This is a genomic window from Roseospira marina (genome assembly GCF_014197855.1).
Lineage (GTDB): Bacteria > Pseudomonadota > Alphaproteobacteria > Rhodospirillales > Rhodospirillaceae > Rhodospira > Rhodospira marina.
In genome coordinates this window covers 13,337-36,172 of record NZ_JACIGJ010000015.1, presented here as the reverse complement: position 1 = coordinate 36,172, position 22,836 = coordinate 13,337, and the positions used below count along the sequence as shown (strand labels likewise).

At 60.0% G+C, this 22,836-nt stretch carries 35 protein-coding genes; 24 read left to right on the top strand and 11 right to left on the bottom strand.

The annotated features are described in order from the left end of the window. Positions 1 to 77 precede the first annotated feature (77 nt). The 13 genes from GGD82_RS16370 (at position 78) to GGD82_RS16310 (ending at position 9,494) form a co-directional block, all read left to right on the top strand. The gene (locus GGD82_RS16370; protein ID WP_184013301.1) at positions 78 to 233 is read left to right on the top strand and encodes a hypothetical protein; all 156 of its coding nucleotides are present in this window, start codon (positions 78 to 80) and stop codon (positions 231 to 233) included. Then, positions 214 to 441 carry a hypothetical protein gene (locus GGD82_RS16365; protein WP_150063486.1) on the top strand — a complete coding sequence of 76 codons (228 nt, stop codon included), beginning with the start codon at positions 214 to 216 and terminating at the stop codon, positions 439 to 441. The genes GGD82_RS16370 and GGD82_RS16365 overlap by 20 nt, the downstream gene beginning before the upstream one ends. A gap of 9 nt (positions 442 to 450) precedes the next feature. Next, positions 451 to 858 carry a hypothetical protein gene (locus GGD82_RS16360; RefSeq protein WP_150063487.1) on the top strand — a complete coding sequence of 136 codons (408 nt, stop codon included), beginning with the start codon at positions 451 to 453 and terminating at the stop codon, positions 856 to 858. Between the two features lie 9 nt (positions 859 to 867). Beyond that, positions 868 to 1,266: a hypothetical protein gene (locus GGD82_RS16355; RefSeq protein ID WP_150063488.1), complete on the top strand. Its 399-nt coding sequence runs from the start codon at positions 868 to 870 to the stop codon at positions 1,264 to 1,266. Positions 1,267 to 1,276: 10 nt separating this feature from the next. Then, entirely contained in the window at positions 1,277 to 1,717 is a 441-nt protein-coding gene (locus GGD82_RS16350; protein WP_150063489.1) for a hypothetical protein, read from the top strand. A 6-nt stretch (positions 1,718 to 1,723) separates the two neighbouring features. Further along, the gene (locus tag GGD82_RS16345) at positions 1,724 to 2,134 is read left to right on the top strand and encodes a hypothetical protein (RefSeq protein WP_150063490.1); all 411 of its coding nucleotides are present in this window, start codon (positions 1,724 to 1,726) and stop codon (positions 2,132 to 2,134) included. Positions 2,135 to 3,518: 1,384 nt separating this feature from the next. Continuing rightward, positions 3,519 to 4,283: a hypothetical protein gene (locus GGD82_RS16340; RefSeq protein ID WP_150063491.1), complete on the top strand. Its 765-nt coding sequence runs from the start codon at positions 3,519 to 3,521 to the stop codon at positions 4,281 to 4,283. Positions 4,284 to 4,332: 49 nt separating this feature from the next. Further along, entirely contained in the window at positions 4,333 to 4,584 is a 252-nt protein-coding gene (locus GGD82_RS16335) for a hypothetical protein (RefSeq protein ID WP_150063492.1), read from the top strand. Positions 4,585 to 5,278: 694 nt separating this feature from the next. Next, entirely contained in the window at positions 5,279 to 5,590 is a 312-nt protein-coding gene (locus GGD82_RS16330) for a hypothetical protein (protein WP_150063493.1), read from the top strand. Positions 5,591 to 5,872: 282 nt separating this feature from the next. Then, positions 5,873 to 6,355: a hypothetical protein gene (locus GGD82_RS16325; RefSeq protein ID WP_150063494.1), complete on the top strand. Its 483-nt coding sequence runs from the start codon at positions 5,873 to 5,875 to the stop codon at positions 6,353 to 6,355. Between the two features lie 405 nt (positions 6,356 to 6,760). Then, entirely contained in the window at positions 6,761 to 6,979 is a 219-nt protein-coding gene (locus GGD82_RS16320) for a hypothetical protein (protein ID WP_150063495.1), read from the top strand. A gap of 760 nt (positions 6,980 to 7,739) precedes the next feature. Beyond that, the gene (locus GGD82_RS16315) at positions 7,740 to 8,036 is read left to right on the top strand and encodes a hypothetical protein (protein ID WP_150063496.1); all 297 of its coding nucleotides are present in this window, start codon (positions 7,740 to 7,742) and stop codon (positions 8,034 to 8,036) included. A 792-nt stretch (positions 8,037 to 8,828) separates the two neighbouring features. Next, complete coding sequence (locus tag GGD82_RS16310; protein ID WP_150063497.1) at positions 8,829 to 9,494, top strand: hypothetical protein; 666 nt, start codon at positions 8,829 to 8,831, stop codon at positions 9,492 to 9,494. Between the two features lie 638 nt (positions 9,495 to 10,132). On the opposite strand, the gene GGD82_RS16305 is transcribed toward GGD82_RS16310, so the two are convergent. The 11 genes from GGD82_RS16305 to GGD82_RS16255 form a co-directional block, all read right to left on the bottom strand. Next, the gene (locus GGD82_RS16305; RefSeq protein WP_150063498.1) at positions 10,133 to 10,420 is read right to left on the bottom strand and encodes a hypothetical protein; all 288 of its coding nucleotides are present in this window, start codon (positions 10,418 to 10,420) and stop codon (positions 10,133 to 10,135) included. Next, positions 10,404 to 10,658, bottom strand: coding sequence for a hypothetical protein (locus tag GGD82_RS16300; RefSeq protein ID WP_150063499.1), 255 nt, complete (start codon positions 10,656 to 10,658; stop codon positions 10,404 to 10,406). The genes GGD82_RS16305 and GGD82_RS16300 overlap by 17 nt, the downstream gene beginning before the upstream one ends. Beyond that, positions 10,651 to 11,319 carry a ParA family protein gene (locus GGD82_RS16295; RefSeq protein WP_150063500.1) on the bottom strand — a complete coding sequence of 223 codons (669 nt, stop codon included), beginning with the start codon at positions 11,317 to 11,319 and terminating at the stop codon, positions 10,651 to 10,653. Before GGD82_RS16295 ends, GGD82_RS16300 begins: the two co-directional genes overlap by 8 nt. 166 nt (positions 11,320 to 11,485) lie before the next feature. After that, positions 11,486 to 11,836 (bottom strand): hypothetical protein, encoded by a 351-nt coding sequence (locus GGD82_RS16290; RefSeq protein ID WP_150063501.1) that lies wholly within the window; start codon positions 11,834 to 11,836, stop codon positions 11,486 to 11,488. Beyond that, positions 11,833 to 12,291: a hypothetical protein gene (locus tag GGD82_RS16285; protein ID WP_150063502.1), complete on the bottom strand. Its 459-nt coding sequence runs from the start codon at positions 12,289 to 12,291 to the stop codon at positions 11,833 to 11,835. Before GGD82_RS16285 ends, GGD82_RS16290 begins: the two co-directional genes overlap by 4 nt. A gap of 92 nt (positions 12,292 to 12,383) precedes the next feature. Further along, a complete protein-coding gene (locus tag GGD82_RS16280) occupies positions 12,384 to 12,545 on the bottom strand; it encodes a hypothetical protein (RefSeq protein ID WP_170284405.1) in 162 nt (53 codons plus the stop codon). Positions 12,546 to 12,554: 9 nt separating this feature from the next. Continuing rightward, a complete protein-coding gene (locus GGD82_RS16275) occupies positions 12,555 to 13,115 on the bottom strand; it encodes a hypothetical protein (protein ID WP_150063503.1) in 561 nt (186 codons plus the stop codon). Continuing rightward, positions 13,115 to 13,342 carry a hypothetical protein gene (locus GGD82_RS16270; protein WP_150063504.1) on the bottom strand — a complete coding sequence of 76 codons (228 nt, stop codon included), beginning with the start codon at positions 13,340 to 13,342 and terminating at the stop codon, positions 13,115 to 13,117. The genes GGD82_RS16275 and GGD82_RS16270 overlap by 1 nt, the downstream gene beginning before the upstream one ends. After that, positions 13,339 to 13,512: a hypothetical protein gene (locus GGD82_RS16265; protein WP_170284406.1), complete on the bottom strand. Its 174-nt coding sequence runs from the start codon at positions 13,510 to 13,512 to the stop codon at positions 13,339 to 13,341. The genes GGD82_RS16270 and GGD82_RS16265 overlap by 4 nt, the downstream gene beginning before the upstream one ends. A 107-nt stretch (positions 13,513 to 13,619) precedes the next feature. After that, entirely contained in the window at positions 13,620 to 13,796 is a 177-nt protein-coding gene (locus GGD82_RS16260) for a hypothetical protein (protein WP_170284407.1), read from the bottom strand. 6 nt (positions 13,797 to 13,802) lie between these two features. Further along, positions 13,803 to 15,473 carry a DEAD/DEAH box helicase gene (locus tag GGD82_RS16255; RefSeq protein ID WP_211364818.1) on the bottom strand — a complete coding sequence of 557 codons (1,671 nt, stop codon included), beginning with the start codon at positions 15,471 to 15,473 and terminating at the stop codon, positions 13,803 to 13,805. Positions 15,474 to 15,559: 86 nt separating this feature from the next. Here GGD82_RS16255 and GGD82_RS16250 point away from each other — a divergent pair, with 86 nt between their 5' ends. The 11 genes from GGD82_RS16250 to GGD82_RS16200 all read left to right on the top strand — a co-directional run bounded on the left by GGD82_RS16250 (position 15,560) and on the right by GGD82_RS16200 (position 22,801). After that, complete coding sequence (locus tag GGD82_RS16250; protein WP_150063505.1) at positions 15,560 to 16,222, top strand: ParB/RepB/Spo0J family partition protein; 663 nt, start codon at positions 15,560 to 15,562, stop codon at positions 16,220 to 16,222. Between the two features lie 155 nt (positions 16,223 to 16,377). After that, complete coding sequence (locus GGD82_RS16245) at positions 16,378 to 17,046, top strand: ParB/Srx family N-terminal domain-containing protein (protein WP_150063506.1); 669 nt, start codon at positions 16,378 to 16,380, stop codon at positions 17,044 to 17,046. Next, positions 17,043 to 17,459, top strand: a complete 417-nt coding sequence (locus GGD82_RS16240) for a hypothetical protein (RefSeq protein ID WP_150063507.1) — start codon at positions 17,043 to 17,045, stop codon at positions 17,457 to 17,459. Before GGD82_RS16245 ends, GGD82_RS16240 begins: the two co-directional genes overlap by 4 nt. Further along, positions 17,456 to 17,749, top strand: coding sequence for a hypothetical protein (locus GGD82_RS16235; RefSeq protein WP_211364819.1), 294 nt, complete (start codon positions 17,456 to 17,458; stop codon positions 17,747 to 17,749). Before GGD82_RS16240 ends, GGD82_RS16235 begins: the two co-directional genes overlap by 4 nt. Beyond that, entirely contained in the window at positions 17,746 to 18,012 is a 267-nt protein-coding gene (locus GGD82_RS16230; protein WP_211364820.1) for a DUF2829 domain-containing protein, read from the top strand. The genes GGD82_RS16235 and GGD82_RS16230 overlap by 4 nt, the downstream gene beginning before the upstream one ends. After that, positions 18,009 to 18,836 (top strand): ATP-binding cassette domain-containing protein, encoded by an 828-nt coding sequence (locus tag GGD82_RS16225; RefSeq protein WP_150063508.1) that lies wholly within the window; start codon positions 18,009 to 18,011, stop codon positions 18,834 to 18,836. Before GGD82_RS16230 ends, GGD82_RS16225 begins: the two co-directional genes overlap by 4 nt. Further along, positions 18,833 to 19,273 (top strand): phosphatase domain-containing protein, encoded by a 441-nt coding sequence (locus GGD82_RS16220; RefSeq protein ID WP_150063509.1) that lies wholly within the window; start codon positions 18,833 to 18,835, stop codon positions 19,271 to 19,273. The genes GGD82_RS16225 and GGD82_RS16220 overlap by 4 nt, the downstream gene beginning before the upstream one ends. Next, positions 19,273 to 20,208, top strand: a complete 936-nt coding sequence (locus tag GGD82_RS16215; protein ID WP_150063510.1) for a hypothetical protein — start codon at positions 19,273 to 19,275, stop codon at positions 20,206 to 20,208. Before GGD82_RS16220 ends, GGD82_RS16215 begins: the two co-directional genes overlap by 1 nt. Next, positions 20,205 to 20,465, top strand: a complete 261-nt coding sequence (locus tag GGD82_RS16210) for a hypothetical protein (protein WP_150063511.1) — start codon at positions 20,205 to 20,207, stop codon at positions 20,463 to 20,465. Before GGD82_RS16215 ends, GGD82_RS16210 begins: the two co-directional genes overlap by 4 nt. 387 nt (positions 20,466 to 20,852) lie before the next feature. Further along, on the top strand, positions 20,853 to 21,479 hold the full coding sequence (locus GGD82_RS16205) for a hypothetical protein (protein ID WP_150063512.1): 627 nt from the start codon (positions 20,853 to 20,855) through the stop codon (positions 21,477 to 21,479). A 23-nt stretch (positions 21,480 to 21,502) separates the two neighbouring features. Further along, entirely contained in the window at positions 21,503 to 22,801 is a 1,299-nt protein-coding gene (locus GGD82_RS16200; RefSeq protein ID WP_150063513.1) for a phage terminase large subunit, read from the top strand. Positions 22,802 to 22,836: the final 35 nt, after the last annotated feature.

The following is a 22,836-nucleotide window of genomic DNA, read 5'->3' as shown; positions in this document are numbered from 1 at the left end:
CGACCGATCTGCTTATCCGCCACACGCTTGTTGAATACTGGCACATCGAGCGGAGTGATGGTTGGATCGGGGCTGTGGTGAAGGTTAAGAGCGAGGGGCCGATCGCCCTCGCCGCCACGACCTCCAAGAACAGCGGTGCCCTGGCGCTGATGCGGGCGCTGGCGAACGCTCTTTACGGACATCGGCTCAACGAGATGAAACAGGAGATGAACGGTGGCGCAGATCACGTTTGAAATTCCGGACGCGCTTCACGAAGACCTCGTGGAGCTACTGACGACCTTCAACGACGCCAACCCGGACTCCACTTCACACGGGCATCTCACCGTCGAGACGATGGCGGCGATGTTCCTTCAGGACGTGGGGCATCTTAGCGTTCGGCCCGGCTCTTGGGAGGCGCAGAACATCGCCGCCGTCCTGATCGCGCACGGGTATCAGCTCTGAGGCGACGTCATGTCGATGTCCTACACGACGGACGATTTCGTGAAGGAGCTAAAGCGCGCAGTCGCGATTTCGCGAGAAAGCGAAGCGACCGTGCGCGCCTGTGCGCATCCACATTGGCCCGCCAAACTCACCTGTCTCTTCGTGGAGTTTCAGCGACCGGCCGGCGGGCGCCTCGCCGTCGAAGCGCATCTGTCCGACAGATCGGATTGGCCGGCGCTGCTGATTCTCATGTCGCAGAATCTGGCGGATCACGGGCTCATTTCGCAAGGTTGCGTGGGCGTGGACAACTTCATTCCGGATTATGGTCTCGCCGCCACGTGGCTGGGCAAGTGGATCAACCAATGTCTTCGCGCGGATGTTCCCAAGCCGCCCACGCCGGACCTCAATCGAGACAATGCCGTCTGGGGTCTCTGGTAGGAGGGAACAGTGGATTTGTACACGCCAAGCGCGCTCATCAATCACATTCGAAACACGATCGAAAGCCTTCCGTACCACAAGGTCGCAGAGGTCACGACGGCGAGGATTGATCGCTGCGTTTGCGTATGTATCCAGTTCAAGCAGCGCAACCAGGAACCGATCGAGTTTGTCGGACAGGTCATCGACGACCACTGGGCCGAAGTTACTGACCGGATCGTCCGTGACAGAAACAACTGGCGCGAATTGCCCGCGACAACTCTGCGCTTGGACTGGCAGCCGGGAATGCTCGCGACGAACGTCCTGATCAAAGAATGGGTTCGCGACCAAAGGCCCAACAATCCACCTCGAACCAGCGCCAAAAAGAAGCGAGCGCATTACGGAAAGAGCCCAGCCTGGGGTCTGTGGTAGGAAACGGTTAATGACGAGTTACGCAGAGGTCTTGTCCACACGCAAGTTGATCGAGAAAATCCGCGTGAAACTCGCCAAGAATCCAAACGCCACAGTCACAAACATCGTGACCCGTGAGAACCAATATGACGACTACATTCGGATAGGCATCGGCTTCAAAGACGGCGACGCTTTTAATTGTATCGGCGCTCGCGTAGGTGCATGCGTCAACTGGTCGGAACTTTTAACGAAAGCCGCGGACGAACTAGTCAACGCCCGTTTACTACCAGAAGATCACAAGATGGCGCAGTGGATCGGCCCAGAGGTCGAACAGGTACTCATGACGTGGATCAACAAGGTGATCCGGCCGGATATTCTTCGAGGTCTTGGTATCGAGATCGACACAGAGATCGCCGACGCCGCGCCTGAATCGGATCTCACCGCGGCGCATCCAGCCTGGGGTCTGTGGTAGGAACCCATGATCAACTGCACGGCAAGCTCCCTCCTCCGGCAAATCAAAAAGACGTTCGCGGACTTCCCGGACCACACGGTCACCAAGCTCAAAACCTCCGTGTCTCTGAACCGCGTGATCTTCCAAATTCAGTTCGAGACCGAAGGCGTTAGCCCGAGCGTGTTCAAAGGATACATAGGTAAGGATATGGCCTTCCCCACGATCCGGGCTCGTGCCATCCGCGAGCTAATCAATGAGGAGATTTTGGACGCGGGGACCCGGCAAGCAGACTGGAAGCCGGAGAGCCTACAGACAGACACCATGCTCAAGACGTGGTTGAACAAGGTGATCCGCACAGAGGTTCTCCGGGAGATCGGCTTCATCAACACGCCCAAAAAAGATCCCTACGAGCATGAGCCAGCCTGGGGCACATGGTGAAGACCTTTAAGTGTTCATGAAATGTTCTTTTAGTCTCAGTTAAAAACCACCAACAGATAACTTTCCTAAAAATTAAAATCTAAATCACAAGAGTCCGCCTATCACAGGTCAAAGCGTTCCGGTCCAGACAACGCAGGCCATCGATCATTCCGAACCGAGACAGTCCATCAAAATCAGGCCGCGACGATCATCCAAGCACAAGATCATCTTCGGCCGGTCATCCAGAAACGATCTAGCACCTTCGTTCAAGAGCGATCCAGCGACCCGGCTTAAGAGCGATCCAGCGAATTAGCCTAAGAGCGAAAGCACGATCCCGATCGCAAGCCCGACAGCATCGCGCTATAACAGAATCAGCAAGACAGAGCGTCACTCGCGACGTTGTTTTCGGGTCTCCTTCAGGGGCGGCGCGCACTCAGAACGGCACACGCGCTAGCGGCTGATCTCCGCAGTTTTGCTAGGTTACGAGGCGGATCCGGTCCTTGACCGCTAGCCACTGGCGCGAGACCATCCGCCTCGTAGCAGTCATTTGCTACTCCGCAGCGCCTGGCTTCCAGGCGCCAACTCAAGGCCCGGTTTCTCATAAGAGAGCCGGGTCTCTTTTTTTGTCCGGACGATACCCACGGGAACAGAGGACGTAGAGAGTGGGAGTGGGGGAGGGGGCGTCCGTCCGGAGAGGGGCAGCGTCAGTGCGGAGCGAGATCGCCTAAGAGCGAAAGAACGAATGGGCGGTTTCCGGAAAGGGCTATTTAGCGAAAGCGCGAGAGGGCGAATTAGTGGTTGGTGGGCGCACCTTAAAGAAACACGCCGGAAATTTCAGGAACGGCAAGGAGCCGGCTTAGACGTACCACGACGGTTCGCCGCGTCCATCTGCCATTTTGGGAACGGCAAGGAGCCGGCTTAGGGAAAGGGTGACGGCGAACCGCGCCCAAAGACCGTCCCCACGGAACACCCGTGGGAACCCCGCCCATGGTCATCCCGTGCGTACCCCGCGGCCGACCCGTGGAGAGCCCGGCCATGGACACTCCTAGGCCGCTCCATGAACCGCACACCCATGATCGGCCCGTGGTGATCCCATACACGCCCGGCCCATGGGACTCCTACAGGCGCACCATGGGCAGAGTCTGCATGAGCCCCGCGAAAGCCCATGGGAGGTGTGGGGTTCCAACGCCATGATGCTCACGTCCACAAAGATCCCGCAGCGTTCCCACTTGGCTTTCCAAGTTATTTTCGATACGCGCACGCGCGTTCATTTCTTTGCGTTCAAGTACCAGGCGCTCAAAATCCCCACGCACAACCCAGCCGCGCCCCCAGTATTAGCATGAGATAAATATAACTGTCGAACGCAACGACGTTCGGCGCGACAATTAAATCATAGGAGTACATCATGGCTGCTCGTAAGACTAAGAATACTGCGGCTCCGACCGTGGAGGAGATAATCACGGATGCGGAGATCGACGCCATTGCTATTGACGACACGCCCATCATGTCCATCGAGCCCGAACAGCCCATGACGTTGCAGCAGTTGATGATGCAGGTTCCGGACAGCGACGCCGACGTCATGAACCACGCGATCGCCGACGCGCTCGATGAGCGCGCGGATCGTGAAGCCAAGAAGAATCCGGACAACACGTCCATCCAAAGCACGATCAAGAAGCTGCGCAAGCAGGTGGGGCGACGCGCGACGGGACGTCTGTTCGTCGCCGCGCAGCGTTCACCCGACTTTATGAACCGTCAGCTTCGCGAGGGTGCGGCGTACAACGTCTATGCGATCGGTAAGTTGGGCGATCTCGTCGCGGGCTTGGTGGGTGACGAGACGAAGAACGCGGTCAATCGCGCCATTCTCGCGTCGCTGTTCAAGATCGAGAGCGCCGGGCTCAGCTTCGACATGGAGACCGCCAAGATGTGCGTCTCTCAAAACTACACGCCCAAGCCCGATCAGAGCGACGTTGCGTCACGGGCGCGCTCGCATCTCGTCCGGCACACGATGTCTCCCAGCACAGCGCCCACGCAAGCGTCGTCTACAGTACAGGCGCTGGAGACGTTGGGCATCGTCGTCAAGGACGGTGGGCGCAACCCCACGATCAAGCTGCTGGACAATGCCCTGACGCGCGCCCTGCGCGCCACCTGGGGCGCTCTGTCCGCCGTGTAATTGACGCAGGGAGAGCTTCGGCTCTCCCTCTTTTCCGAGGGAACGCCCCATGTTGCGCTTCATTGTTCTCGCCGGACTCGCTTTGAGTCTGGCCCTCGCGCCGCTCATGAACGTTCACGCGACGTCTCGCGGCGGTTCGTATCGCCCGCACGTCACGAGTTATTCCCGACCCTTGCTCGCCCCGGACAAGGGTTTCGTCTGGATGTGGCTGATGCCCAACGGCCGGGAATGCACAGCTCGGGAGCTGGTCACGAAAGGCAGTGGCTGCACGAAGACCAAGATCGAGCAGCTCGCACAGTAGGACGGAGGAGGGAGCGCCCAGCTCCCTTTCTTCGCACATGAGCATCCCCACGGACTGGCCGTGGAACACCCAAGGGCGTGATCGCGGGACTCTCGACGGAAAAGGGAAAGAGCCCCTGAAGAGTCTTAGGGTCTTTCAGCCCACACTGCGCGACGCAGCGACAGACGCGCGCACCCCAGCATAAAACACGTCGAAAATCGCACAGAGCGTCGCTGAGCGCGCTCCATTGTCGTTTGTGTGTGCAGACAGCGCACAGCGAACGAACGCACTCAGTGACGCTCTGTGCGCGATTTTTAGCGACATCGGGCTTTCGCTATTCCGCGAAGTCCCCAGCCGCGTCCCCAACAGGCGCTTGCTACGTTGTGATTGTCGATAACAACAGCACGGAGCAAGAAGATGAGCGTTTACACATTTGGCGTTTATTCGAATCGTGACACGAAGTTAGGCGAGGTCAACGTCGAAGCGGGCGATCGAATCGACGCTGCCACCAAGTACGCGAGTATTATGGACTCTCCCATGACCGCCGGCGTTTTGGAGTGTGTGCGGTGTGATCCTCCGCCCAAAGCTTACATCGCCATCGACGTTGCGTAACGGGACTTCAACCGCCGGGCGACGTGATCGGGCACTACGTGGATAACACGTTGATCGAGCGGATCGCCCGGCGTGCTGCGTCTTTGAGTCGAGGAGGATCGAGATGAACGAGTTTGACTCCATCACGCTGCTGCGCGAGTTCGTGAGTGATGTGAACGCGGCCTATCCGGCCCCGAATGACCTGCGAGAGTTCCAGAGCGAGTGGCCGGACCTGGCCGCAACGTTCTTCAAAGCCCAGAGCGTCATCGAGGGCCGGCGCCGCCATCTGTTCCATGTCTCGTGTGTGGACGAGGAGGGCGTTCCGTTCAACGATACCCTTGAGGCCAACGACCAGGATGAGGCCCGCGAGCGCGCGGCGGAAATCGACTGGCCCAATCACTTCGAGATCGTGGCTGTCCAAACGTTGTCCACCTGATCAACGCGAGCCCCTTCGCTCTTCAGCGAGGGGTTTCCGTGCGCGTGGAGTTCTCCACGGAAGAGCCATGACCGGGATTGGGGAGTGTCGTATCCGTCGAAGCTCCAGCCGCAATTCCACACGCTGCGCACTACATTGTGACGTCAGCAACAACGCTGATGAGCAACAAAGCGAGACGACCATGAACGAGAAAGACTTTGCCCGTATTGTGCTCACGCCCGCGCAGTTCGCTGAGCTTGAAACGACTTCAAGGGACCGTTTGCCACGCCCGATGAGACGTCTATGGGTGTGCTGCGATGCTACTATGGGAACATCGCCCTTTGTCGTTTCGCCCAGAAATTCAACGACACTTTTACTTATGAGGCAGAACACTGGCCTGTATTTTTCCAAGTGTTTCAGACTGCCGCCCAACTCTTCACCATCGTCAAAGACGAAATCACGCAGTCCCTCAATTTCGAGAACTCCTTCAAGATCGAAACGGATGCGGACAGCGCGTTCAGCTTTACGGGGTCGCCCTGGAATATTCAGTGTTGTGACGCGACGCACTTCGCTGCGGCTCTTGTGTTCTTTAACTTCGAGACGGATGAGCGCGCCTACGACACGTCCGAAATGGTCCCGGAGTGTTTCGTTCACTTCGTCGCCTTCGTCACGTTCTTGCGGGATGCGCACGGTTTCACCCGTGACGATATTAAGTCGCTGATGAGCGCCTACGACAACCCGCTCCCGAGCGCGATTGAAGCTCTGTTCGTCGTCCACGCAGCGTAACCCACGCGAGCCCCTTCGCTCTTCAGCGAGGGGTTTCGCGTCGCGCGGCCAGCCATGGGTCCTCCTAAGTCCGGACGTTCTCGGCCGGTCCGTGAGTTTTAGGCCGGTCCACGGCGCCAGGCCGGCCCATGTGTTCGCGACCTCGCGCGTTCGCGAAAACGCAAAAAAGCGAAAACTCGAAAGAGCGACATCGGGAACGCGCGAAATCGTCACAGCGCGCGTGCGTGAGCGCATTCCAGTGTCGCGCGCGTATCAGCACAGCACAGCGTACTGGAGCGCGCTCAGTGACGTTCTTTCGCAGCGTCAGAACCCGGAGCGAACCTAACCGACATCCCGCTGCTGCTGCGCTACAACACAGTCATCGAGAGCGCGTTGATACGCGCTGATACAGACGAGGAGAAAGCGATGACGGAGCGTGAAGTGCAGGCGGTGCTGGGCGCCGTCGTGCAGACCCTTCAGACGGCGGGGTTGAGCAAGACGTTCGATCTGGATGGCGACGTCATGCTGGATCCGCCGGAGGAGGGCGATGGCTCGTTCGAGCTGACGGCGATCGTCGCCATGAGCGCGCCAAACGAGCTGGTGATCAAGACCACGATGGGGGAGGTGACGCTGCGTAAGGTCTAGGGTTCTGAGAGGAGGCGGCGTCGAGCCCCGCTCCGGCGCCGACATGGACAGACTTTGTTGCTCCGCAAACTCAAACCCGGTTGGTTCATCCAGTCGGGTTTCTTTTTGGCTCGGGAAATCCGGGAACGGCGCGCTCCAGGCTATAGGGAACGGCTAAGGGGGCACTAAGAGCCACGGCCATGGGTCGTCCGAGATCGGCCCGTGCGATGACCATGGACGATCCGCGGGGAACGGCCACGGGGATGCCAAGGGCGCGCGGCCACGGGAGTCCCGAGATTAAACATGGCCGGCCCACACCCACAAGGAAACCGCGAAGAACCCAGTTATATTCCTAGTAGTTACGTCATATTATATACTCGTTCGCAATAAAGAGCGCAATAAAGAAAGTAAAGCGAACGCTTCGACCGGAAACAAGGACGAGCGTGCAGTCGTGTGCGCCCGACGGTAAATCAAACCTGATTTAGGAAAGATATGAAGACGATCATTGCGGAAGCGATTATTGCAGTCGGATGGCTCGTACTCTTTTGGGCCGCGTTCGTCGTGCTCACAGCGTGAGGGCAGGGGAGAGCATGGCTCTCCCTCGTCCCAGCCACACTCCGTCCTTGGGACGTCCGAGACCAGGCCACGGACGTTCCGAGACCAGGCCGCCCAGCTCCACACCCGAAAATAACCCGCAAAGAGCCCGCGAGAGTACCCGTTGTCTGTGTGAAACAATCACAGTGTCGCAAATAAGCGACGCAACAAACAACGGAGTAAGCAAATGTCCCGTCTCGCAGTTCTCGACGGAAAGATCGTCGATGCCCTCGCGGACATGATCGAGCTTGACCGCTCGTCCCTCACGACATGCGTCGACAACGAAGATGATGCGTCCCGTCTTGAGAAAATTCACGTCTGTTACGATAACATTGTTATGACCCGCTTCGCGCCCATGCTGCGCGCGATGGGTATCGACGTTATGCCCATCGCGCTGTACGAGCGCGCCCAGCGGCGTCTTGCTGAACGCAACGCAGCGCGTGAGCGTCTGTTGCGCGAGCGCGCAGCACGTCGCGCCCAATAGCGCGAGAAAGGGCGCGACGATGCGCCCTTTCTTTCACGCACAGCGTCCCCATGGAGGCCCCGTCGCCGATCCACGGTTGCTCCTCGGTGGCGCCGTGGGCAGCATGGGTCTGGACGGGTGCGCCATGGACCGAGTTCCCATGGCGCACCTATGAGGAACGGCCACGGGCAGACGAAGGGGAAGGGAAAGGCCATGGGATCACGGGTACGGGTATACGTAGGGTCGACCATGGCTGGCCCATAGGGAACGGTCATGAGGTCACGGGAATGGGAACGGCCATGGGGTGACTATGGAGAGGCCATGGGCGGCCCATCGCACTTGCGACGCAGTCGCATATGCGATATTGCGTATACGTAACGACACGAGAGCGCAATAAATGCGGCATTGCAATAAAGTAGATATGTACATATCTTAATAGTTTCATATAAGAACGAATCTTAATAGCATTCGCATATTTGTTATTGCGTATGCGGAAGAGTCAGGAAGCGCAACGAAACGAATGCACAATGACATAATGTCGTATCGTGACAATTACAGCAACGCAACAAAACATGTATGTGTGCCTTGGCCGGTTGTCGGTCGATTGGCGAATCTGACGAATCGAGTCGCGCGACTTTGCTATGAATTTCCCATGGTGCGTTTGTAAGTTTGTGGCAACGGCGCGTAACGCATTGTTTTTAAACATGAATATAAATGATAAATCAGGATTGACGTACCATATAGAAACGTGCTCTTATCAAATTGTCGCAAGGAAATGGCGACACAAAAACAAACACAAGCGGAGTCCCGAACATGGCTGCTAAGAACATCAAAGCGACCGTCGCTAACAATGCTCCGGAAAACACATTCCCGGAAATCATGAAGTCTATTCCTCAAGCGGATATTGAGGCTTGGCTTTCTGACTTTACCGCGTCTGTTGACGCGCGGAAAATGTTCGAGAAAAAGAAAGCTAAGACAAACGCCAATATTCAGAAAAACCTGGACCGTTATCATAAGAACGGCAAAAAGCCGTGTTTTGCGGCATTCTGTATTGCCGCAAATGTTCCGCCTTCTTTTGTTATGGGCAAAGAGAGAGAGGGCGCATTATACAATGTATATGCGATGGACAAGCTTATTAATCTGGGCAGTATGCTTTACTACGGTAATTTCCCCGATGTAAATAAGCATATGCGGGCTGTTCTTCATAACATTCAAGTTACTGAACAAGAGAAGGTGCCGTTTACTTATGCAATGGCGAAAGCGTCCGTTTCCGACAAGCTCCCACTTGACGCAAAATGGAGCGTCAAGTTTCGCCGAAACAATGAAGCAGAGGGAACGGGAGCGGGGCAGGGAAGCCCGGTAATGCGAGCACTTCAAACATGCGGCATTGTCCGCGTTGTGGACGAACAGCGCAACAAAGCGTACCGCGCAAACAAAAACCCCTTGACCGCGTACATTGCGGAATTGGTGGCACAGTAAGGAGTTTGGGCGGGCCGGTATATCCGGCCTTCCCACCTTCTAAACGAAGGGATGGGCAATAGAACGAACATGGAAGCGTAACGATACAAGAAAGCCCGCGCCTTAGCAGCGCGGGCTTTGCCGTATCTGGATCATGCACGCTAGGCCGCATTGTGGCGTTGCTGGCGTGCGGTCTTTCCTGTTTCCGCTCCAACCCTAGCCAACGCCACACATGCACATGTGTGGCGTTCCCTGGACGATCTAGAGCTATGTCTTTTATGCAACACATAATGTGACACAAAGACCACACGTCAGTGTGACGTTCGCAACGCGCAACGATCGACGTTCGACACGATATCGAAACGCTTCTGAGGCGCGCGAAGTCTTAGAAGGGTGCTGTTTTTCGTGATGGGGATGGAGCCGAACCACGGCGGCTCCCGGCATCGCCCTTGGAGAGCGCGGCTCGACGACGCCTTGAAGAATGTCGCACCAGCTCCCGGCGCTCGGGCGCTCTGGATCACGACGCTCGACGCTCGGCATCCAGGATTCTGGCGTGGGCCGCGCGAAACATCCTTGGGGTGGCGCCCCTGACGCGGGTTCGTGGTGAAACAGATCTCACCGTGGAGTGTCGGCGTGGCGGAACGGTAGACGTGCAGAGCTTAAAAATCCGGGCGATCGTCGCGGTCTTGCGGGTTCAGATCCCGTCGCCGGCACTCCTCACTCGTGCGGACGAAGGCATCGAGGAAGGCGTCGGTCCCCTGGTTGATGAGCGACTGAATCTCGTCCCAGCCCATGCCCTCCGGCATGGGGCCGATCGGACGACCGCACACTTCCACGCCGCCGACGGGATCAACGTAGATCCGCACCTTGACGCTCAGCCCGCGCCGCGCGTTCCAGACGCAGTTCCGACGCAGGTTGACTACCCAGGGGCTACTCGTCGTCGTCATGACCGTCTCGTGGATTGTGGGCGACGAAGTAGTTGAATGCCGCTTGCAGCAGATCGACCTGGCTCATGTCACGCTGCACGGCTTCGAGCTTGAACCGCTGACGAAAGTGGAGAGGCACCTTAAAATTCAGATCGCGATAGGTCTTGGCCGTGAGATTGGACGAGGCCGCCGCGGGCGGCGCCTCGTCACCCAGACGTCCGATTTGACCGCGCCGCGCAGGCTTGCTGACCTCAGCCATTGACCGCCTCCTTAAGGCCAGCACGGGTCTCGATGAAGTTGACCATCTCCTGGGCGAGGGCGTCGGCGGTTTGGTTTAAGGTCGGGAACTCCGTCTCAATGACGCTGCGGCCGGCGTTCTGGGCACGCTGATAGCCGGTGCGCGCGGGCAGGGCGGTCTTGGCACAGGTGTAGACGGCGCGCTCGATGAAACCGCGGGCCTCATCCACGCTCACCTGACTGTCAAGTGCCTTGTTCAGCACGAACATGATCCGATCGCGTTTGATCTTGTGGACGTCGACCAGCTCGTTGGCGAGCAGGACCTGCGGCACCAGATCGTCCTTGGTCACGCCGGACGGCACGAAGATCACATCCGCCGCCTTGGCGATCTCTAGGGTGCTTTGATGGGAGTCCGGCGCGCCGTCGAAGATCATGGCGTCGTAGTGGGATGCCTGCTTGAGCGCCTTCTTGACCGAGCCGAAGGGCTCGGCCGCGATCTCCGGCTGAACGCCGGCTTGCAGGCGATCGGCAAGCCAATTGATGATCGTCTTCTGGGTGAGGTTCAAATCGGCGACCTTAATCTCCCAGCCGGCGCCAGCATAAACCGTCGCGAGAAGACGGGCGATCGTGGATTTGCCGACGCCACCCTTCTGAGAGATCGAGGCGAAAACGAGCGTGTTCATGGGGTGATTCCGCGAAGTCGTTAAGACGCGAAATCGCACAATGGATCCTAAATCGGCCGATGTCTACCGATTCCGATCCTTGGAGGAGACCTTGCGCAGCGTCCACTTATGCAAACCGCGGGTATATACGCTGTGATTAGCATAGTCGTGCGCGACTATGCGTCCATCAAACAGACCGAAGTTGCTGGGCTTGATGTCGGCAAAAAAAGCTGGGCAGTCGCTCGGGCAGATCGCGCGGGGAGACGGGCTCCGTGCGGGCCTGGACGAGAAAATTGCCGCCCAGGGAAATGCCGAAGCACGAGGCGAACCACTCGTTTACGCCGGCGTGCTTCGCCTCGTGCCACAGCGCCCACTCGGCGACGTTGGCGAACTCGACGCCGGGCCGCTCGACCTTGATGACGCGGGTGGGGTCCGGCCGAAAGACGTAGACCTGGCGATCCTGGCCTTCGCCGATGAGTGGGCCAAAGATGAAATCGTCCAGCTCGCCGGACCACAGATCCTCGTAGATCGCGCTCATCGACCGCCGGGAACGAAGAGGTCGAGGTCGAACAGATCCTCATACTGCTCCAGGGTCGCGGATAAAGCCGGCCAACTGAAGCATGTGGCGTCGCGATACACGTCCTGGTGCTCGATTGCGTAGGCCGGAATGTTGTGCTCGTCCTTGATGTGGAGACTGTGGCGCAGTTCGGCGTTGGGAATGACTCTATCCAAGCGGCCGACGGGCAGATCAATCGTGCGGTAGCGCGGACCGAAACTGTCCGCGCCCAGCCCCACAGCGTCATCCTCGTACATCATCAGAGGAAGAGACACGACGCGCGCGAGATTGTTGATGGATAGATTGACGTGCCCGACGAAGACGGCGTCGCCATCGTCCGACCGCTTGAGCCAAACCTGGGGGCAGTTCGTCGTGTCGACGTCCGGCTTCGGCTGCCGCCAGGTGTCATATGGCGCCGCGCCGCAAGCGTCGGTCATACGGGACGCGCCGAAGGATGGCGCGTCTGATATCGGAAGAAGCGCGGGATCGCGAACGATGGCCATGATAGAGAGCAATCAAAATTGATGTACTACCCCAGCGACAAAAGCGACGTGGGATTGCCGATGACGGCGCTCAGCAGCATCAGAAGGAACACGACGGCCGCGCCGGCCGAGAGGACGCTCCACAACACCGCAGCCAACAACATGACGGCATAGATCACCTCAGAGATAAAAAACGTCCACGAAAACATGGAGTGCTCCTAGTCGAACAGAACGGCGATGGTGGCCAGCTTGCGCCGCAGATCGTCCTTGGCCTGGTCTTCCGACAGGCCGCCCGCGAGCCCGTCATTCAGGACGACGAAATCAACCTCGGTTCGATCCCACAGATCGAAGTCGTTGCCCGAGGGGCCGGCGAGAGGATTGTCGATCTGAATCACGATACCGCCGCGCTGGCGATAGTATGCGCCGTTGCGGCGCCGGGCCGAGGCGATCAGAGCGGCTACATCGTCCGGGAGACGGTGTGTGGCCATCCAGGGCAGGATGAACTCACCCAGCTCGTTTTCCAGGGACTTGCCGAGCCGGCCGAGGATCTGGCGCACCGTCATGGTCGCACCGGCCACCTCGACCGACTGAGCCTTGCCCTCCGCGGTGCTGACCTGCTGCCAGGTCAGACCGAAGTTGCGCATCGCGATCTCCCGAAGCGGCGCTGCATCATCAATCAGGGTCGACGGCGTGCGGAGCTGGGCGAAGAGCGTTGCGGCGGTGGTCTTGCCGGCGAGGGGATGACCAGCGAACACCGCGAAGGGCAAGGGCTTGGACATCACGCAGCCGAGGCTGTGTTGGTGGCCGGCGTGTGCGCGGCCATATCCTTCAGGGTCTGCTTGATGTGCTCCGGCTGGCCCTGCGACATGATCGTGATGCCGCGAGAGATCAGATCGGCGCGCGACATTCCGAGAACGGTGGCCAGGAGATCGGCCTGACGCACGAGAGTGCGATCCAGGGCGACGGTAGTGCGATCAACGGCCGGCTTGTTGGACTTGGTGGTCATTTCGTCTTGACTCCTTCCATGACGGATTGGCGCGTGTGCGGCTGGTAGGTCGCGAGACGCTGCTGAATCATCCGCCAGAGCAGATCATTCATTTTCAAATTCTCAAACGCAGCCATACGTTTGAGAATTTGATGAATCGCGGGGGTGACCGTCACCTGCTGACGGGACATGGGCTCTATCCTTTGTCGACTGAGAATAAGTCATTTATGATTTATCTTTTGCAAGGCGTCAAGTAGAGAATGCGAGAAGCGCAACAATTTCAACACGCGCCCGCGGACTATGTAAGCGTATCCGGTCCCATGAGCGTGCGAATACGCAGGGCCTGGGACCGGACGGTGCGCTCAAGGCGCGCGTTTTTCTCGCGCAGAGCCGCGTTCTCCGCCTCCAGGTTCTCCCGAACCAAAGCTGAGACACCCTTGTCGTCGAAGAAGTGAATAGGATCGACGCGCTTCATAAAAACCTACGATGCAAGAGTGAACCCAAGCCCACGATAATCAAAGTCTGTGCCGGGCGCAAGTATGCGTTCAGAAAAGCCGGGGGTTGACTTGAGAATAGCAAGGCGCTCTTGGGCATGGCTGCGCAGGTGCATGTTGTATTCGTCGGCGAAGTCAATGACGAGCGCCACATTCGGGCCGCGTTTCTTTTCGCGAAGACCGCGACCGATGCGTTGGCGCAGACTGATCTCGGCCTTGCCGCCGCCGGCCAGGATCACCATGCCGACCGCCGGCACGTCGACGCCGACATCGAGGATGGTGGTGCCGATCAGGCACTGGATCTCGCCCGTCTTGAGCTGGTTGAGCCGATGCTTCCGCTCGTTTTGGTCATGTTCGCCGTAGATGTAGGCCGCGCGCATCCCGACGGCCTTGAGCATCTTCAGGAGCTGGACGCCGTGCGCCTTGTGCTGCACCAGGACCATGGCGGTCAGGCCGAGCCGAGCCGCCTGTGCCGCGTGCTTCACGATCTCCCGATTGCGCGCCTCATTCTCAACGATGCCGATCTTGTAGGCCCGCTGCCACGTCGTCGTCTTGTAGAGCTTGGCCGGCTTGGGCGTGGAGACGATCTTGAAGTAGGGCGTGGCTAGGATGCCCCGGTCGATCAGCATCTTCTCGCTGACCTCAGCGATCACGGTGCCGAAGGCGGCCATGAGACGCATGTTGGCCTCGGCGTCCGGGCGCATAAAGGGCGTGGCCGTCAGCGCCAGGCGATAATGGGCATTGCGACAGTGCTTCAGGATTTCGAAGTAGCTGTTGCCGCCGGCCTCGTGCGCTTCCTCGCCGATGACGAACTCGATCACCTCCAACAGCTTGATGGTCTTGCGCCGCCGGATGTGGTGCAGCCGGTGCTTCTCGGTCATCCGCTCCACGATGGAGGCGTCGGGCTCGCGCGCCTTCTCCAGCGCGGCGGCGAGATCCATCGTTCTGCGCTTGATCTCGGCGGCCGGCGTCTTCGCCTTTTTGAGCTGGCTGCGCAGTGCGTTCACCTTCTCGGTCTCGGCCTCCAGAATGAACAGCAGCTCGCGCTCGACCATATCGTCCCGACTCACGTCCTCGACGCGCGCCGCGAGCGTCTGAACCATGGCGCAGTTGATGGCCTTGGGCGTGAACTCGCCGTCACCGAGAATGCCGACGCTGAACCCAGCCTCCTTCAGACCATCTGCCATCTGGTACATCAGCACGCCGCGCGTGGTCAGAAACAGCGTCGGCCGTCGAATGCGATGAATGGCGAGCGTGGCGATCCAGCTCTTGCCGCCACCGGTGGCCACACGCGCGATGCCGATCCGGTGCTTGATGAGCTGGCGCACAACGTCCGCCTGGTAGTCGTAGCGGGGATCCGTGCCGCGCCCGCGAAACAGATGGAACGTCTCGGGGCCGCGCGGCCCCGGCGCCGGCTTGCGCACAAACCGAACCTTGTAGCCCTTCGCGATCAGCGCGTCGTGAACGAACATGGCGAAGCCGGCCGGGAATTTGCTGGTGCCCCAGTTGTAGAAGCTGCTGCGCCCGTCCCAATGGCCCGCCTTGAAGGCGCCTGAGTATTCAGCCCCGTCCACGCGGTAAGACAAGAGCTGGCTCAGAAACAGCTTTACCTCGCGGTCTGCGCCGAGAACCTGCGCGCCGACGCAAGATGCTGCCAAAGTTAGAGTATCCGCCATCTTCACGCCTTGCCAATTCGTACCAGTTGCGGTATGGATAAATCAGTTTTGATTGAAGGGCAAGCCGAATGACGCCGACCCAGCTTTATGCAAATCCCGAAGACCTCAAGGCGAACCCCTGGAATACCAACCAGATGTCGCCGGAGAACGAGGCCAAGCTCGATACGGCCATCCGGCGTATGGGCATGTTCAAGCCGATCGTGGTGCGCGAGACCGACGACGGCTTCCAGATCCTGGGTGGCGAACACCGGCGCGACGCCGCGATCCGCCTGGGTATCAAGGAAGTGCCGGTCATCAGCGTCGGCCGGATCGACGACGTTCGCGCCAAGGAGATCAGCCTGGCCGACAACGCGCGCTACGGCTCCGACGACATCATGGGGCTGGCGCATCTGTTGGATGGACTGGGTGTTTCTCAAGACGACCTCGAATCATTTCTGCCATACACCGACACCGATCTCGATTCGATCATGTCGTCAGTCAATATAGACGTTGACGCGCTGGATTACGACGAAAGTGAAGCGCCCAGCGATACTTCGCCAACGGATACGTCTGAAAAGACGGCCAAGACGCACGTTGTGATGCGCTTCAAGGTGGCTATCGGTGACTCGGAGCGCGTCTCCAAGCTGATCCAGTCCATTCAGACGGAACAGGGCTTCACGGAGGCTGATGCCCTGACGAACGCGGGCGACGCCCTGGTCCACGCGCTGCTGGGTGCCTCCGACGATGCCTAAGCGGTTCCGACGCGCGAAGTTCGACGACTGTCGCGACTGCCAGCACATCGGCACCTACCCGTGCGCTTCCTGCACGATCGGTGAGAATTTCGAAGAGCGCGCTCTGGACGATCTCGACCTCTCGGATTCCCCACATTTTGAAGAGACCAACGACGATGAGTGACGCCGAAGCCCTGCCGGTCCAGAGCTGGAGCCTGGACGATATCAAGCCCTACGAGAAGAACGCCAAGCTGCACGATGACGAGCAGATCGAGGCCCTGTCGCGGTCGATCAAGCGATTCGGCTGGACCCAGCCGATCGTCATCGACCGCGACGGCGTGATCATCGCCGGCCACGGCCGGCGACTGGCCGCCCTCAGCCTGGGTCTGACCCGCGCGCCGGTGGTGTGTCGCACCGATCTGACCACGGCTGAGGCCGAGGCCCTGCGCCTGGCCGACAACCGCACCACCTCGACCGCCTATGACACCGATCTGCTGCGCGAAGCTCTTCAGGGCCTAAAGGACATCGAGTTCGATCTGGCCGACACCGGCTTCGGCGAGCATGAGTTGAACTTCATGCTCGCCGACCTCGGCCAGATCGACGCGACCGCCTTCGTCGACGACATCGGCGAGGCGGTCGAGCTTCAGCGGGCCGAGAACGAGCAGCACGTCCAGGAGATCGACGAGAAGGAGCTGCCGATCTCCGAAGCCTTCGGGTTCAAGAAGATGCGCACCGGCGACATCCGCCACGTCAAGGCGTTCATGGCGCGCATCGAGAGCATGACCGGCAAGACTGGCCCGGACGCCCTGATCGCCTACCTCGACACCCTGGACATTGCGGCATGAGCGAGAAGCTCGTCGAGCTGCGGGCACGAATGCGGGCCGTGTGGGATGCCGTCGATGGCCGCGACCGCGGCAACGTCAAGGTGCTGAGCTTTCCGTCGGGCGTGCCGGCGGAGGATGCCGCGGCGGAAAGTTCCGAGCCGGTCTTCGAGGGTGCCTTCGCCAATGTTGGGCTCGTCGAAGGTCTGCGGCAGGTGTTGGCCGACGCCGAGAACGGCGCGGTCGTGTCCGTCGTCGGGCTTATCGGCTTCGCCGACGGCGACAGCACGGCGCTGCTGGTTCTGGATCCGACCGATGACCGCCCGGTGATGATGCAGTTCCGCGATGTCGTGGGCGATCTCGACTTCCTGAAGTTTCAACTGATCGACCGCGCCATGAGCGGCTCGCTCGATGATGAGTCCGAGGACATGGAATGACCCAATCTCCGATTTCCTACCGCAAGAAGCCCGTTGTCATCCGCGCGATGCAGGCGACCGGAACGCCGGACTCCAACCGCGCGATCATCGACTGGACGCGCGGCTCCAAAACGCCGGCCAGCATGGACCTGAACCCCTTCGGCGAGTGGCAGCTTTCGATCGCCACGCTCGAAGGGTCCCATTGGGTCGGCCCCGACGATTTCGTCATCGAAGGTGTCGCGGGCGAGTTCTACCCCTGCAAGCCCGAGATTTTTTACCAGACCTACGATGTTGTGGAGCGAGCGGCATGATGGACTTCAGCGACGCCCTGCGGGCCATCAAGGCGGGACACCGCCTGGCCCGCGCCGGCTGGAACGGCAAGGGAATGTTCGTCTTTCAGGTCGCCGGCAGCCGCTTCCGGGTCAACCGCCCGCCGCTGCTCGGCATCTACCCGGAAGGCACCGAAATCACCTACCAGCCGCACATCGACATGAAGACAGCCGACGGCTCCGTCGTGCCCTGGCAGCCGAGCCAGAGCGACATGGCCGCCGAGGATTGGGAGATCGTGGCGTGACCGAGTACGTCATTCAGAAGAGCTTTACGACGAGTGTGGATCGAACGCCTCGGGTGCTGGAGATCGCCGAGGCGTTCGGCATCGGCCTGTCGGACAAGCAGTTCACGATCTACGACGGCACGAAGATCGAGATCGAGCCGGGCGATGTCGTCTATATCACCGGGCAGTCCGGCTCGGGCAAGTCGCTGCTGCTGAAGGAACTGAAGCGGCTCATGACCGCGGACGGGCTCAAGGTGGCCGACCTGGGCGACGTGGTGCTGGAGGATAAGCCGGTCATCGAGCTGGTCGGTCCGAACACCTTCAAGGCGACCGACATTCTGGCCAAGGCGGGCATCTCCGACGCCTACATCTACCTGCGCAAGCCCTCGGAGCTGTCCGACGGGCAGCGTTACCGCCTGCGCCTGGCCAAGCTGATCGAGAGCGACGCCGACGTGTGGATCGCCGACGAGTTCGGCGCCGTGCTGGACCGTACGACCGCCAAGGTGATCGCCTTCAACATGCAGAAGGTGGCGCGCCAGGCCGGCAAGACCCTGATGATCGCGACTACCCACACCGACCTGACCGACGAGCTGGGGCCGAACGTTCAGGTCAACAAGCTGTTCCAGGCCCGCGTGGCGATGGAGGAGGGCAGCTACACCACCATCCACGCTGTCGGGCAGCAGATGCTGGAGGCGATCGAGGGCGAGGCGTTCGTCCTGGATCCGCAGATCGCCACCTGGCGCCGCCTGCTCGGCGCCCCGTTCAAGCGTCCCGTCAACCTGCCGGCGCCCATCAAGCCCAAGGGCAAGAAGGTCAAGCGCGCGAAGAAGGTTTCCGCATCATGACCCTCCCCTGTGTGATCATGGACATCGACAGCACGATCGCCGACCCGACCCATCGGCTTCATCTGCTGCCAACCAACGGCGGCTCCTGGGATGCGTTTTTCGCCGCCGCGCCTGACGACACCCCGTTCCCCGAGATGCAGGCCCTGATGCGGCTGCTCGCGGCGCACTATCCCACGTTCGTCGTTACCGGCCGACGCGAGAGCGAGCGGGCTCTGACCGAGACCTGGCTGCGCGAGCACGGTCTGCCCTACGCCGTTCTGTTCATGCGGGCGAACGACGATCGTCGGCCGGACTTCGAGGTCAAGGCCGAGATCCTGAACGCCCAGATCCGTCCGGTTTTCGAGCCGCTGTTCGCCTTCGAGGATCGAAGCAGCGTCGTCGCCATGTGGCGTGATCAGGGTGTGCGCTGCTTCCAGGTCTGCGAGGGAGACTACTGATGGAATTGCGCGACATCATCACAGGGAGCGCCCCTGGTGCGCGTCTCAGCGAGAGTGATGCAACGACGCACGTCGAGCGTCGGCGCGCACCCAGCGCGCGCTTTGCGCTGCTGGACGACATGATCGTCGAGCGGGGCGCAAAGGTCGATTGGGACCTGCTGCACAATCTGCACTACAAGGCCGAGAACCTGCCGATGGGACCGAAGTTCTGGCGCCTGCGCCTGGGCGACCGGACCATCGCCGTGCTGGTGATCGGGCTGCCCAAGCTGATGCTGCGCGAGCGGCATGTGGCGCTGTCCAAGATCAAGCCCGGCGGCAAGGAGACCTGGTTCACGAACCGCTACCGCACCGACTGGATCAACGACAACATCCGGGTCGTGTCGCGCTTCGTGACCGACACCCAGTTCCGCGGCGTGGGTATCGGCTACCGGATGATGAACCTGGTCGCGCGTCTGGAGGGCCGCCGGCTCATCGAGATCCAGTCCTCGATGAGCAAGTTCAACCAGTTCGGCCCGAAGGCGGGCTTCACGTTCGTCCGGCCGCAGAACGCCAGCAAATATGACATCGGGCTGCGGTTCTTTCGCTCGACGTTCGCGGCCAACCCGGCGGATTCCGAACTGATCATTCAGGAAATCGAAAGCGCCGATGCGCCGGTGCGCGAGCGCATGATCCAGGCCGGGCGCGAGTTCTACTACCGGCACTCCGCGTTGGAGAAGACCGGCAACAACCGCGAGAAGGGCGCCGAGCGCGTGGCCAAGATGGACATCCACTCCATCGTCAAGGCGCTTCAGCAGCTCGTGCTTGCCTCACCCATGTACGGCCTCTACATGAATCCGGACGCCGGCCGGGAGAGTTTACCCCAGAGCCTGCCGCTGACGGCGTTCGGCTGGCAGAAGCCGTATGAGCCCCTGGATTTGACGAGGCTAGACGCATGAGCCGGCTCGCGCTCACACCCAAGCAGCGCGAGATCATGAAGTGCGTGCTGGAGGCGACCGACGCCGGAGAAGTTTTGACGATCCGGGGCCTCAAGGAAAAGATGTCGTATGGACCGGACGTGACCCTTCAGGCCATCCAGAGTTCAATCCGCTATCTGGAGCAGCACGGGGTCCTCGTCCGCAGCTACGAGAAAATTTTTTCTCGACGACAAGTCATTGTAAAACCGACACTTTCCGGGTATCGGATCTTCCGGTGACGCAAAAACCCTGCGCACGATAACGACCCGTGTCTATATTATGTTCGTCGAAGACTGAGACGGGCAGAATAAAACGTAATGAGTCATGAATCAAAAAATATAAGAGAATAACAATTAGAGACTCTTAAACGGGCACGGGTCAAAACGCCCGGTAAAATCCGAACTCAGCAGACCTCTCCGGCCCACCAACATCATCCGGCTCAAATCTCGGTCCGGCGTTCAAGATGATCCGGCCTCTCATCTTGGTGTCGCCGAACGTAAATCAAAATTGATTGACTTTGCGGAACAATTGCATCACACTTGCAATGGTTCCCAGAACCCCTCTCCTTGCAGACGATATGGGTGGGCGCCAAAGTCTGCCCTTTTTATTACATCAGAGCTGATTTAATGCCCGCAGAGACTGAACCCGGCGAGAAGAAGACAGGCCGCAAGCTCACCCCGGCTCAATGGGCCTTGGCGGTGGAGAAGTGGGAGCTTGGTGCTGTCCGGCTCGCGGACCTGTCGGCTGAGTTCGGGATCAGCGAGACCGCGTTGAGCCTGGGGCTGAAGAGCCGCGGCGCGACCAAGGGGCGCCGGGCCGCGGAACATGCCCGTTCCGTTTCTGAGGCAGTCTCCGAGGCCGTCCGGGAGACTGCGGTCAAGGACGCCCTAGACGGCGCCGAGCTGCGCAAGAAGCGGATCAACGACACCAAGAAGGAGCATTACGAGTGGTCCGCGGCTCTGTCCAAGCTGGCCATGAGCCGGGTGCTCAAGGCGCAGAAGGACGGCACGCCGCTGTCGGACGCCGAGGGTGATCTGAAGGCGATCCGAAACGCCATGGAGATCATCGCCCGCGGCCGTCAGGAGCGTTGGGAGATTCTGGATGTGCCCAGCGACATCGACATGGCCGAGCTGCCGGAGCTGGTCATTCGCGATCTGACCGACAATGAGGTGGATGAGCTGCGCCGACAGGATGAGGGCGACGGTCTCGACGTGGACGTGGATCTTTCCGACGTCCCGGAGGTTGATCTTTGAGGCTACGCGCATCCGTCATACCGATGACCGGCCCGCCGCCGCCGGCACCGAAGGTGCGCACGTCGCGGCACGCCCTGAGCCTGCACGCCGGCCAGGCCGAAGTGTTCCGCGATCGGCACCGATTCAAGGTAGTCGTGGCCGGACGGCGCTGGGGCAAGACGGTCACGTCCAAGGCGGCGCTGATCAAGGAAGCGCGCCGGCCGCGCAAGCTGATCTGGTACGTGGCGCCGACCTACCGCATGGCCCGTCAGATCATGTGGCACGAGATGATCGCGGCCCTGCCGTCGGAGTGGATCGCTCGCGCGCATGAGACGCGCATGGAGATCGTGCTGATCAACGGCACCCGGATCGAGCTGAAGGGCGCCGACAAGCCCGACACGCTGCGCGGCGTGGGTATCGACGTGCTGGTGATCGACGAGGCGCAGGACATCCGGCCCGACACCTGGTTCAAGGTGCTGCGGCCGACGCTGGCCAGCACCCGCGGCACGGCGCTGATCATCGGCACACCGAAGAGCTTCAACTGGTTCTACGATCTCTACATGCTGGGTCAGCGCGGCGAGACCTATTTGACCAAAGATGGTCAGCGCCGACGCAATCAGTGGCGCTCCTGGCAGTTCCCGACCATGATGTCGCCGTTCATTCCGGCCTCGGAGATCGAGGCCGCGAAGTCGGACATGGACGAGAAGAGCTTCAATCAGGAGTTCAACGCTCGGTTCGAAACGATGAGCGGGCGTGTCTACTACGCCTTCGACCGCCGCAAGCACCTTGGCGATTTCGCATTCAATCCTAAACTGCCCATTTGGGTCGGACAGGACTTCAACATCGACCCTATGTCGTCGGTGATCCTCCAGCCACAGCCGAACGGCGAGCTGTGGGCGGTGGATGAGTTGGTGCTGTTCGGCTCCAACACGGAGGAGACCGGGCAGGAGTTGGCGCGCCGGTACTGGCGTCACCTCAAGCAGGTCATCTTTTATCCGGACTCGGCCGGCGCCAACCGCGCGCACACTCGCGGTGAGACCGATCTGCAAATTCTGCGCGAGATCGGTTTTCGGATCATGAAGTACAAGCGCAAGCACCCGCCGGTGGCTGATCGCGTCAACGCGGTGAATCGGATCCTGTGCGCGGCCGACGGCACCGTCATCCTGCGCATCGACCGTCGTTGCCGACACCTGATCAACTCGCTGGAACAGACGATCTACAAGCCCGGCACGCGCGAGGTCGACAAGTCGCTCGGCGTAGAGCACTCAGCCGACGGTCTCGGCTATTGCGCGGACATCGAATACCCGGCCTGTCGCGTGAAGGTCGGCGGTCTTTCGATCTAGCCTTGTGGATAAGTCATATTTGACTTATCATGCGG